We start from the raw sequence: 11491 nt of genomic DNA on the forward strand, positions 1-11491 counted from the left end.
AGCGGCTTTGTTACCTACGACGCCCGTATCTTTTCGTTCCGTCAAAAAGACTGGACGGTGTCGCTGACCACGGTGGAAGGGAGAGAACGCTTTGAGCTAGCCATTGGCAACTACCAGAGGGGAATGCTGGCTGGCTCTAACCCCAAATCGGCCACCCTAGTCCAGCGGAAGGACGGCTCCTACTCCATCCAGATTTGTGTCGAGGCAGAGCCCCCCAAGCAACAGAACACCGACAAGGTGATTGGTGTTGACCTGGGACGGCGAGACATTGCACATACCTCCGAAGGAGACAACTGGAATGGACAGCAGCTGAACAAAGTCCGAGATCACTACTGTCGGTTAAGAGCGTCTCTTCAGCGCAAGGCCAGTAAGGGCACCCGCAGTTGCAGGCGGCGATGCCGTCAACTGCTGCAACGGCTGTCTGGCAAAGAGAGACGCTTTCAAGCTTGGGTGAACCACAGTATCGCTAAGCGCATCGTTAAAGCAGCTCAATCTCTTTCTGCCTGCATTGCAATTGAGGACTTGAGCGGCATTCGAGAACGCACCAATCAACACCCCCGCAGTCGTGAGGAGCGGCGGCGTAGCAATAGCTGGGCGTTCTACCAGCTGCGGCGGTTTATCGAATACAAGGCTGTGAGGGCGGGTGTCAAAGTGGTAGCTGTCCCTGCGGCCTATACCTCGCAGATCTGCCACAAGTGCCTGCATATTCATCCCGACTCCGCTCAATCCTATCGCAAGGGTAAGCAGTTCAAATGCGGGCACTGCGGTTGGGAAGGGGATGCGGATTTTAACGGTGCGAAGGTGATTGCGCTTTTGGGGGCTGCCGTAAACCAGCCTAGAGGTTCGTGGTTGGCTTGCCAACTGCAGGGCTGCCGAAAGCCCGCCCTGTACTGTGAAGCAGTCAGGGTCGGGTAGTTTACATGGGTGTAGGATTAGAGGTTATGAAATCTAGGGATCCAGGCCAAGTGACACCCGATGCGCTGATAGCTACTTTGGAAGTGGCCATCCGCCACCACCAGGCAGGGGAGCTGCAGCAGGCGGAAGCGGCCTACCGTCAGGTGCTGGCTCTCCAGCCCGAGCAGCCCGAGGCTCTGCATTTTCTAGGCATCCTCTGCTACCAGACGGGCCGCCTTGAGGAAGCCGCGGCCCACATGGCCAAGGCCACGCAGCTGCGGCCAGAGCAGGCAGCTTTTCACAGCAACTTGGGCGCTGTATATCAAGCGCTGGGCAAGCGGGAAGCAGCTATCGAATGCTACAGCCAAGCGGTGGCGCTGCAGCCGGATCACCTGCAGGCCCTCTTCAACCTGGGCCTCTGCCACTTTCAACTGGGCCAGTATGACCAAGCCGAGGAGTATTACCGGCGGGCCCTGGCCCTGCAGCCCCAAGATCCTCAGATTTTGACAGATTTGGCCCACATTGAGCGGCAAAAAGGGCGGCTGGCAACGGCCATTGAGCATCTGGAGCAAGCCCTGGCAGCCGAGCTTACCCCCGAACGGGCGCAGCAGTTGGCGGAGCTCTGCCGCGAGGCCGGGCAGTTGGAGCGCTCCGCTGAGCTCTATCGGCAGCTCCTGGAGCAGGATCCGCAGCAAGCGGCCTTGCACAATGGCTTGGGCTTGACCTTGGCAGAGCAAGGGAAATGGGAGGAGGCCATTGCCGCTTTCCGCCAGGCGCTGGAGCTGGATAGGCACTTGGTGGAAGCTCACATCAACCTGGGCACCGCCCTGCTGGAGCAGGATCAGCCGGAGGCGGCCATTGAAGCCTATCGGGCGGCTTTGGCGCTGCAGCCGGATCGCCCGCGGGTTTACTTCAACCTGGCCACAGCCTATCGCAAGCTGAAGCAGCCGCAACGGGCGCTGGACTACTACCACGTGGCCATTGGCCTGCAGCCAGACTACGCCGAGGCCCATCGCGGCTTGGCCAACCTTCTGTCAGATCGCAAGCTGCGCAAGGTGTTCTCCAATGGACTGCTAGACAGCATGGCCCACCTCAGCCGCGCTCTGGGTGTGCGGCCCAACCTGGCCGAGGCCTACTTCGAGGCCGGCTGCCTGCTATTGGATCAACTGCGGTTTAAGGAGGCCATCCCCTTGCTGGAAGCGGCCCTAGAGCACAAGCCCGATTTTGCCCTGGCCTACAACAACCTGGGCCTAGCCTATCGGCATTTGAACGAGCCGGAAAAAGAAGAGATTCAATACCGGCAGGCGCTGGTGCACGACCCAGAACTGGGAGAAGCCTACTGCAACTTGGGGCTGTTGTTGCAAAGCCAGCACCGCAACGAAGAGGCCCTGCCGGTTTTGCAGGAAGCGGCCCGCCTCAAGCCGGACTTCCTGGATGTTCACCGGGCGCTGGGATCCGTTTACAAAGAGTTGAACCGCCTAACCGAGGCACTGGAATCTTTCCAGCGCGCCCTGGAGATCAACCCCGAGGATCCTTCCACCTATGCAGGGTTGGCAGGCACCTTCCTCCAGCAATGCCGCCACGAGGAGGCCATCCAAGCCTACCGCAAGTCGGCCAAGCTGGCGCCGGGGGTGATCGCCTTCCACGGCAACATCCTCATGGGCTTGCACTACGCTCCCGATTTCGATCCCGAAGAGACGCTGCGAGAGCACAAGAAGTGGGGGGATGCCACTCAGGCTGCAGTGGCCCATCTGCGGCGGCCCTACCACCGGGATCGCGACCTAAAGCGGCCTCTGCGCATCGGCTACATCTCCGGCGACTTCAAGCTGCACTCGGTAAGCATGTTCTTTGAGCATGTCTATAACCACCACGACCACGAGCGCTTCCAGATCTACTGCTATTCCAACACACCGCACTCAGACATGGTGACGGAGCGGATGAAAGAGAAGGCCGATGGCTGGCGGGATATCTACAAGATCCGCTCCGACGTGGAAGTGGCCGAGCTCATCCACGAGGACAAGATCGACATTTTGGTGGATCTGGCTGGCCACACCGCCTACAACCGCCTGGGGGTGCTGGCGCTCAAACCTGCCCCCATCCAGGCCACCTATCTGGGCTACCCCAACACCACTGGTTTAACCTTGGTGGACTACCGCATCACCGACGCCTATGCCGACCCGCCGGGCATGACGGAGAAATACCACACGGAAAAGCTGATGCGCCTGCCTAAAAGCTTTCTCTGCTACAACCCTGTGGATATCTTTCCGCCGGTTTCCGAGCTGCCGGCCCTCTCGGCGGGCTACATTACCTTTGGCTGCTGCAACAACCCCACCAAAATTACCCCCAACGTGGTGGCCGTGTGGGCGGAGATCCTCAAGCGGCTGCCCAATGCCCGCATCCTGCTCAAAAACATGCGCTACACCGACCGCAGCGTCTGCGAGATCTTCTGGGGGCACTTCGAGCGGCACGGGGTGGATCGGCAGCGGGTGCACCTGGTGGGAGATCGCCGCAGCATTCCAGAGCATCTCCAGATCTACAGCGAGATTGACATTGGCCTAGATCCTTTCCCCTACAACGGCACCACCACCACCTGTGAAACCCTCTGGGGCGGCGCGCCGGTGGTTGTCCTGGCGGGGAATGCCCACGTCTGCCGCGTGGGAGTCTCCATTCTCACTAACGTGGGGCTGCCGGAGCTAGTGGCCCAAACCCCGGAAGAGTATGTGGAGATCGCCGTCAACCTGGCCAATGACCTGGAGCGGCTGCGGCATCTGCGCCACAACCTGCGAGACATGATGGAGAAATCGCCCCTGCGGGATCCACAAAGCCATGCCCGCGCCCTAGAGCGGGCCTATTGGCAGATGTGGAAAAACTTGGTGGTCAGCGGTCAGTAGGTTCCTCGGATTCCGAAGGAGCCACCTGCTCGAAAATGTCCCACAGCTTGGCGGCCACTGTTGCCCAGCTCAGCTCCTTGGCCTGTTCCAACCCCTTGGCAATGAGGGGAGAGCGCACCGGGTAGCTTTGAATGCGCTGCAAGGCGTCAACCAGCTCTTGAAGAGAGCCTTGGCAGAGCAGGGCTGTCGAGTTCTGCAAGGGATCCTTATCTTTTTTCTCTCCAGAGGCAGTTGCCGACTCCGAGCCGGAGGCATTTGGCTGCTCATCCCGGTAATGCACCACAGGACAGCCGCAGGCCATCGCCTCAAGGGGGCTGCTGGGCCGAAAGGTGGAGTGGAAAACCAGCGCCAGAGCCGAGGAATAGGCGCAGGCAAGCTCGGGATTGTTCAGGCTGAGGTAGCGAATGCCTTGTTTTTGGGGCAGTTGCGCTTTGACAGGATCCACCTCCAGAGGACTGGGAAAGGCAAAGACCAGCTCGGTGCGGGAGAGCCTTTGGCCCTGCAGGATCTCCCAAGCTTGGCTGACAGCCTGGATGCCACGGTAATCAGCCAGCTGTTCGGGCAAGACGGCCAAGAAAAAAGGGCGAGTCAACTGAAACTTGCGGCGAAACTCGGCCATGGCATCGGGTGCTGCAGGCTTGGCCCAGCCCTCAATAGCAGGGTAGACCAGCGAAATCTGATCTGGAGGAATGCCGGGGTAGTAGGTTCTAAGGCCAGCTAGAACCTCATCGGAAAAGACAATGTAGTGGGAAGCAGCTAGGATGGCATTTTTTTTCTCCAGATACTCTGAAGAAAACTGGCTGCCGGCTTCTGCCTCCAGATCGTAAACAAAGGCAATGGAAGGGGTGGAAAGGGGAGTGGTGTAGCCAGTGGAAAGAAACAGGCGTGCCTCGAGTTGGTCGCAGACACTCTGCAAGCCAGTGCGATCTTCTGCGGCTTCCTCGAAACTAAAGCGAGGGATCTCCGAAAAAAAAGTTCCCGGCGGCAGCCAAGTCTGGCCACGGGTGAGCACCACAAACTGCGTCGCTTTCTTTGCCTTCACCCACTCTTCAATGAGGCTTAGCCAGAGATAGGACTGATCTAAAGCTGGCGAGCGGAAGAACCCTCCCGACTGCCATATCACCCCATCGATAACGATCATCCTTCCCCCTCTTAATCTAGTTAAGAGACGTTGAGAGCGGCGAACATCTTGGCCAGGTAGAAGTCTTTGTAGCGCGTCTTAGCTATTTGATCGTGAACGCCTAGAATGAAAGCCACTAGGTCATAGGAGAGGTAAACCTCGTGCAAGACTACTGCCATGGCCAGCCGCTGACGAGCAGAGAGGTGATCTAAGTGCATGAAGTTTTTCACGTAGACATAATCGCACCAGAGGACTTGCGTGTAGGGCCGATAGGTCCTGGCCGAGAAGGGCTTAAGGCAAGCGCCACAGTTACTCGTCATGCCGTGGAGCAAGAAACCCTGCTCCCTAAGGGCAATATCCACGTCACTAAAAAGGGGCTGATTCTTGTAGAGGGGAATGTACTCCACCTCGGTTTGGATGACAGTTACATGCTGTAGGGTTTTGCTGGCACCGCGGATAACATCCAGCTCGGCTCCCTGAACATCCATCTTCAGAAAGTCCACTTCGCCCAGCTCGGGGATGTCATCCAAGCGGGTGGTCTGGACTTCCTCAACCCGAGTTACCCGACAAACTTCCGCCAAGTTCTCAAAATGCTGGGCCAGCTCCTGATTGGGCTCATAAAGAGAGGAGGTGTAGCCGGTATTGGTGAAATAGAACTTGCGGCGGGATCCATCCCCAATGAAGTAGGGAAAGTACTGCCGCTTCACTTTGTCGGCGCGAGAAGCCTCGGCTAGGGCTCTGGCGTTGAGCTTTTCACACTCTTCCTTCTGGGGCTCAAATCCTATCACCTGGGCATGTCCTTCCTGAACCAGCTTGTCGAAGTTATCGCCGCCCAGAAACACTGCTCCCACGTCCACAATTCGGATAAAAGGCATGTCTTTATCGAGGATCTCGCTAGTCGGGAAAGGCATTACTCTACTCCACAGAAACGGCTAGATCAGACCAGCTTTGCTCGCCAGAGAAAAGCGATTCGGATGCACGGCAACCAAGTTTGACGCAGTTGGCGGTTGGACAGAGGCCTGAACAATGCTGAGATCTTGGATCACTGGGTTATAGACATAAATGAGATAACCCAATTCGGCAAGAAGCTTCGCCGACTCCAAACCTGAAAACTGGCCGACATTTTGGTTTCCAAACAGGATTACCGGGCTGCAGGTCTCGATAAGTTTTCTCCCCCCCTTCAAAACGGGAACTTCTGCCCCTTCCACATCGACTTTGAGCAAATCAATGTCGGGGCTGCCCTCTGAGATCCACAGCTCGTCTAAGGTAATTTGCTGCACCGGCTTGGTTTCTTCTACAACCGACATGGGATCCGTGACGATGCGGTTGAAAACGCTGGCCCCTTCGCAAACCAAATAAACTTCCCGAGGCTCTTCGCCAACTGCAGCTTCCACGACCTGTACAGAGGGATCGAGTTGGTTTTGAGCAACAGTTGCCCGCAAGCACTGCAAACATCCCGGCGTGGGCTCGATGGCATAGACTTTTCCAGACTCGCCCACACAGCGGGCAAATAGAAAAGTATAAACGCCAACGTTGGCCCCAACGTCAATGGCGTTCATGCCCGGCTTGAGGATTTGCCGACACAGCTCGATTTCACTCTCAAACCAGCGATCTTGAGCCAGGAGGACAAAGGTTGCAATGCTCTTAAGGTCTGGCTCCAGCCTCAGCTTGTACCCCTCATACTGAGCCCAGATTTCTATCTCGGCCACAGCATCGGAGGTTGGTTTTTTTTCAGGAGGTGTTTCTGCTTCCGGCTCTGAATCTGGCTCCGGCTTGGAGGGATCCTTCTGCGGAATGTAGCGATCTAGAGCCAGTTGCAGCACTTGCAGGGCCCTGTCCTTCTGCCCAGGGAAATGGTCGGCTATTTTCTGCAGCAAGAAAGCCCCTTCCGGCTGCGCTTGGGCCGCCGCATTCATGGCAACCACCATTTGCGCCTCTAGATCCTCTGGGTCAATGGCTGCAGCCAGCCGCCAGTAGGGCAATGGCTCCGGTCGGTAAACGACTCCGCTGTGGTGGGCTAGCCAACGGGCCAGGGTGTGGAGGTAGCGCTCGCGGGGGCCAAGGCGGGAAGCAGAAGCGGCCTTAGAAGAGCGGCGGGCCTTTTTGCCGGCGAAAGCCAAGCGGGGGGGATCCCAAGCGAGCTTGGGCTGGGATCCGGTTAGGCCCAAGCTGGGATCTTCTAGGTAACGCTGGGTCAACAGCCGGGAGAGCAGCTCTTTTCCCTCTTGGAGGGCCGTGTAGCCGCTTCCCAAGGCCAAAAGGGCATGGAGGCGATTAAACTGACAGGGGAGATGATTGGGATCGAGATCCAAACCCTGCCGCCAAGCTGCCAAAGCCAGGGCCCAAGCCGCACGTCGCTCCCGCGAGGTTTTGGCTTGCTGGGCCTTCAAGCAGTGAGAGATGCCCAGCTCGTTACATTCATCGGCAGTGGTGGGGATCCCCATGGCTTCGCTAACTAAGCTGCTGAATTATCCTACCACCTTGCCGGAGCTGCACTGGGTCTTCCCTGAACAGGCAGAAGAGAAGGCGGAAAAAGTTTGGTAACCTGGGAGAGCGATGCCGCTTGTGGTTGAGGGATGTTCATGGTACGCCGTTTCCCCGTCTGGATTGCTGCTGCCGCCCTGGCAGGAGGGATCGCCTGTACCCAGGCAGCTCCTGTGCAAACTCCTGACCAGGTGGTGAGCACTTTCATCGCTGCTGCCGAGAAGGGGGACTGGGGCACGGCAGACAGCTACCTGACCCAGCGCTTCAGCAATGCCCTCCGGCCGGGATCCCTGCCTTCGATTTGGGGCACGGTGGGGGAGAACGTGCAGGTGCGCAACCAAGAGGTGACCGGGAAGACGGCCTATGTTTGGGTGGAGGGCACCGACTCGCTGGAGGATGCGGCCCAGCGCCTGGGGCTGGATCCCTTGACGTTGCGCAAGTATTTGACCCAGCCGGATCTGGCGGATCCCACCTATCAGCAGTTGGCCCCGCAGTTGGTGGGTCTGCGCCTGGAGGGAGAGACGGTAACCTCCCGCGTCAAGATCACCCTCTACCAGCAAGACCGCGGCTGGCGGATTGAGGTGTGGCAGCCGGATAAGCCACCTGCTGCTTCGGGATCCCAGTCGGAAAACCCAGAAGAGACAGAAGCAGCGGATCCCGGTGAAAATTCTGCATCTCCAACCGAGAACCCCTAGGACTGTTACCTGCAGGGAGATTGGGGAGGGTGTGGATGTGAGAGCGTGGTTTTTCCTGGTGCTGGCTTTGCTGCCTCTGGGGGGCTGTTGGCAGGCCAAAACGGCTGAAGAAACGCTGCGGGAGTTTGTCCAGGCGGCCAATGCCCGCGATTTTGCCACCGCAGAAGCCCTGCTCACTCCGCGGCTGCTAAAAGGGATCCCTCCGGGGGCCTTGGATCAATCGTGGCCCTCAGCGGAGGAGTTTACCCTCACCCCCATTCAAGCGGTGGGCAATACGGCCATTTTCCGGGTGGAGGCAATCCTGAAGCCAGAAGCGGTGGTGCCGACTTTGCGTTTCCAGTTCACTGCCGAGGAGCTGCAACGATTTTTAACAGAGCCGGATCGGGAGGATCCCCGGTTTCGCCCTTTTCGCTCCCAGTTGGGCTTCTACGAGCCTTTGCCGGAGGGTCGGCTGCGCGCAGTTATGGAGGTTACCCTCTATCGCCAGGCTCAAGGGTGGCGGGTGGAGTTGGCTCGGCTGCAGCCTTTAAATACAGAGGTTCTCTACGAGCCAATCAAGTTAGCGGAAGAAGCACAGCCTTTCCAACTAACTGGGACGGTGCGGCTGCTCAACCGCAAGGAGGGCTGGATTGGGGTCAACTTGGAAAAAGTCAGCCCCAGCTTGGAGCGCTACGCGGGCACGTGGGTCTCGGTGGTTCCCGCTGAGGAGGTGCAAGTGACTCGCCTTGGCCGCTCTGCCAGCTGGCTGGATCTGCTCCCGGGAGATGTGGTGGAAATGGAAGGCACCGTTCGGTTCGCCGTCAACGTCGATGCGGAAGGGGGGATCCCGGCGGCCATTCGGGCCGAGCAAATCAGGGTACTCAAAGCAGACTCAGAGGGATCCGGATCCCAGCCTTAGGTGGGACAGCTCCTGAGGGAGCAAGTCCTGTTAACGCAGGGGCGAGTGCAACAGCACCACCAGCCGCTCTTCCAGGAACTTGAGATTGGCCACCACTTGGTTAAAGGCCTCTTCGGGGGTCCAATCCATGAGATCTAGCGCCTTGGCCGCCAGGGCCTGTACAGGAACAGGCTCTTCTCCAAAAACATCGATCAACCAGCGCACCGAGAAGGGATCGATGGTGATGTTGCCCTCGGAGCCGGGCCAGCCGTTGATGTTGACCGGGCCATTGTCGCGGATGGCATTCTCAAAGGCAGCCTTGGCATTGAGACGGATCAACAGGGGATGGGCCTGCACGGAGCCGTTTCGCCATTCTTCCAGGGTAAAAGGGGCTGGTGGGGTGGGGCGAGGATGGCCGCACCAAAAATCGATCAGCCGGGTTAGGTTGGGAAAGATCAGCTCGATAAAGTGCAGCAGCTCCTCTTGGCTGAGCTTTTTAAGGTGGCGTAGGGTATAGGGAACTGGCTTGGTGAGGACTCGCTCCAGCTTCCACTGCTGCCAATTGACCATGCTGATGAACTCCAGCCCGGCCTGGCGCAGCATCTCAAACACCTGGGGCACTGTAAAGCCTTTGTCGCTGCGCAGCAGAAAGTTGGCCAGGATCCCATTGGTGGTTTTGATGGCGTCCCCCTTCCAGTGGCTTTTGACGAAGCTGCCTTCGTGGAGAGCATCCATCAGCTCCCTGAGGATGGGGACAGCCTTGGCAGCGGGCTCATCCATCACCCCCAGCAGCTCCATGGCATTTTGCATGTTGAAAATAAACTGCCGCTGATAGAGGCTGTGGACATTGGTGCGGATAATCCCCTCTGGCTTTAGCACCTGGCGCATGCCTTTGAGCCCGGCCACCGGATCCTCTAGCAGGTAGAGGACGTCGTTGCAGGCGATGAAGTCGAACTGTTGCCCCAGCGCCCTCATATCGGTGATATCCATCACCTCGAAGCGTACATCCGGGATCTGGTGAAACTCAAGGCGCTGCCGGGCCATTTTCAGGGATTCTGCCGAGATGTCCACCCCGACAAAGGTAGCACCCGGATTGGCCGTGGCTAGAACCAGCGTTTCCCAGCCGGAGCCGCAGCCGGCGTTGAGCATCACTTTGCCCTCGGGTTTGACCACCTTGCGGTTGCGGCGATAGTAAGCGGTGGTGAGGCTGTTGGCAAAAAGCGCGAAGTTATCCGTAACCGTCTGCTCAATCGGGACATTCGGGTAGGGAAATTCGTCAAACTGCGCCTGAACCAACTTGGAAGTGGATTGCTCCGGCATAGGGATCCCTTTTTCTCTGGAGCTTATGGTAGCCAATCCTTAACTGAACAGGGCCTGTGTTGATCCCAGCCGCTCTTCGGTCTGGGGATCAAAAAGGTGGAAGCGATCCATGTCGAAGACCACTTCGGCCCATTGGTTGACGCGCAGCTCGGTGCGGGGATCCACGCGGGCCACAAACTCCTGCTCGGGGAGGATCCCTTCGGGGTCAGCGGCGCTGAGGTGGAGGATGACCTCGCTGCCCATCTGCTCGGCGACCGAGACTTTGGCCCGCACGCGGGCGGGCTGGATCCCTGGGGGTTGGTACTGGGGATCGTGGATGTTTTCCGGGCGGATGCCGAAGATGACCGACTTGCCGACGTATTGCCAATAGGGCTCTGCCTGGTGGGGCGGGATGGCCACGCGGAAGGCGCCGGTATCGACCCAGAGGGTGCCCTCTTGTTCCCGCAGCTTGGCCTGGAAGAAATTCATGGCGGGGCTGCCGATGAACCCGGCCACAAACAGGTTGGCAGGGCGGGTGTAGAGGGTGTGGGGGGTATCCACCTGCTGCAGGCGGCCATCCTTCATGACGGCGATGCGGTTGCCCATGGTCATGGCTTCCACCTGGTCGTGGGTGACGTAGATGAAGGTGGTGCCCAGTTGCATGTGCAACTTGCTAATCTCGGCCCGCGCCTGCACCCGCAGCTTGGCATCCAAGTTGGAGAGGGGCTCATCCATCAAAAACACCGCCGGGTTGCGCACAATGGCCCGCCCGACGGCCACCCGCTGCCGTTGCCCACCGGAAAGTTCCTTGGGCTTGCGGTGGAGCAGGTGTTCGATCCCCAGCCGCTTGGCCACCCCCCGGACGCGGCTTTCGATCTCTGCTTTGGGCAGGCCGCGCAGCTTGAGGCCAAAGGCCATGTTCTCGGCCACGGTCATGTGGGGGTAGAGGGCGTAGGACTGGAAGACCATGGCGATATCCCGATCCTTGGGGGGGACATCGTTCACCCGTCGATCGCCGATGTAGATGGAGCCGTCGCTCACTTCTTCCAAGCCGGCCAGCATGCGCAGGGAGGTGGTTTTGCCGCAGCCGGAGGGACCGACAAAGACGAGAAATTCCCCGTCTTCGACGGTGATGTTCAGCTAGAAATCGCAGGAGCCCCGCACTGTACCCGTAGGGTCAGTGCCGGGAGGAATGCGAGGTTACAATAGAACCATGACCCAAGTCCTGACC

General features: G+C 58.7%; 8 protein-coding genes and 1 pseudogene. 4 read left to right on the plus strand and 5 right to left on the minus strand.

Annotation, left to right across the window (positions count from 1 at the left end):
• Both SYN60AY4M2_RS13750 and SYN60AY4M2_RS13755 read left to right on the plus strand, forming a co-directional pair.
• On the plus strand, window positions 1–915 hold a 915-nt coding region (locus SYN60AY4M2_RS13750), incomplete at its 5' end, for an RNA-guided endonuclease TnpB family protein (protein WP_099813415.1).
• A gap of 26 nt (window positions 916–941) precedes the next feature.
• Window positions 942–3785, plus strand: a complete 2844-nt coding sequence (locus SYN60AY4M2_RS13755) for a tetratricopeptide repeat protein (protein WP_168173613.1) — start codon at window positions 942–944, stop codon at window positions 3783–3785.
• Here SYN60AY4M2_RS13755 and SYN60AY4M2_RS13760 read toward each other — a convergent pair.
• The 3 genes from SYN60AY4M2_RS13760 to SYN60AY4M2_RS13770 are packed head-to-tail and all read right to left on the minus strand — an operon-like array spanning window position 3772 to window position 7349.
• Window positions 3772–4926, minus strand: coding sequence for a hypothetical protein (locus SYN60AY4M2_RS13760; RefSeq protein WP_099813419.1), 1155 nt, complete (start codon window positions 4924–4926; stop codon window positions 3772–3774). The two genes, SYN60AY4M2_RS13755 and SYN60AY4M2_RS13760, sit on opposite strands and share 14 nt — an antisense overlap.
• Before the next feature lie 20 nt (window positions 4927–4946).
• Complete coding sequence (locus SYN60AY4M2_RS13765; protein ID WP_099813421.1) at window positions 4947–5816, minus strand: FkbM family methyltransferase; 870 nt, start codon at window positions 5814–5816, stop codon at window positions 4947–4949.
• Window positions 5817–5837: 21 nt separating this feature from the next.
• Window positions 5838–7349, minus strand: a complete 1512-nt coding sequence (locus SYN60AY4M2_RS13770) for an FkbM family methyltransferase (protein ID WP_099813423.1) — start codon at window positions 7347–7349, stop codon at window positions 5838–5840.
• 138 nt (window positions 7350–7487) lie between these two features.
• Here SYN60AY4M2_RS13770 and SYN60AY4M2_RS13775 point away from each other — a divergent pair, with 138 nt between their 5' ends.
• Window positions 7488–8084 carry a hypothetical protein gene (locus tag SYN60AY4M2_RS13775; protein WP_143596966.1) on the plus strand — a complete coding sequence of 199 codons (597 nt, stop codon included), beginning with the start codon at window positions 7488–7490 and terminating at the stop codon, window positions 8082–8084.
• A gap of 31 nt (window positions 8085–8115) precedes the next feature.
• Window positions 8116–8982 carry a hypothetical protein gene (locus tag SYN60AY4M2_RS13780; protein WP_099813427.1) on the plus strand — a complete coding sequence of 289 codons (867 nt, stop codon included), beginning with the start codon at window positions 8116–8118 and terminating at the stop codon, window positions 8980–8982.
• A 30-nt stretch (window positions 8983–9012) separates the two neighbouring features.
• On the opposite strand, the gene SYN60AY4M2_RS13785 is transcribed toward SYN60AY4M2_RS13780, so the two are convergent.
• Together SYN60AY4M2_RS13785 and SYN60AY4M2_RS13790 are read right to left on the minus strand one after the other, a co-directional pair.
• Entirely contained in the window at window positions 9013–10281 is a 1269-nt protein-coding gene (locus tag SYN60AY4M2_RS13785; protein WP_099813429.1) for a class I SAM-dependent methyltransferase, read from the minus strand.
• A 39-nt stretch (window positions 10282–10320) separates the two neighbouring features.
• Window positions 10321–11400: pseudogene (locus tag SYN60AY4M2_RS13790) on the minus strand (ABC transporter ATP-binding protein); the annotation flags it as partial.
• Between the last annotated feature and the right edge of the window lie 91 nt (window positions 11401–11491).

The organism is Synechococcus sp. 60AY4M2 (assembly GCF_002760375.1).
In the GTDB taxonomy this organism is placed as follows: Bacteria; Cyanobacteriota; Cyanobacteriia; order Thermostichales; family Thermostichaceae; genus Thermostichus.

Coding starts and splice junctions, on each gene's coding strand:
- SYN60AY4M2_RS13755 (WP_168173613.1), top strand. CDS start 942: ATGAAATCTAGGGATCCAGGCCAAGTGACACCCGATGCGCTGATAGCT.
- SYN60AY4M2_RS13760 (WP_099813419.1), bottom strand. CDS start 4,926: ATGATCGTTATCGATGGGGTGATATGGCAGTCGGGAGGGTTCTTCCGC.
- SYN60AY4M2_RS13765 (WP_099813421.1), bottom strand. CDS start 5,816: ATGCCTTTCCCGACTAGCGAGATCCTCGATAAAGACATGCCTTTTATC.
- SYN60AY4M2_RS13770 (WP_099813423.1), bottom strand. CDS start 7,349: ATGGGGATCCCCACCACTGCCGATGAATGTAACGAGCTGGGCATCTCT.
- SYN60AY4M2_RS13775 (WP_143596966.1), top strand. CDS start 7,488: ATGGTACGCCGTTTCCCCGTCTGGATTGCTGCTGCCGCCCTGGCAGGA.
- SYN60AY4M2_RS13785 (WP_099813429.1), bottom strand. CDS start 10,281: ATGCCGGAGCAATCCACTTCCAAGTTGGTTCAGGCGCAGTTTGACGAA.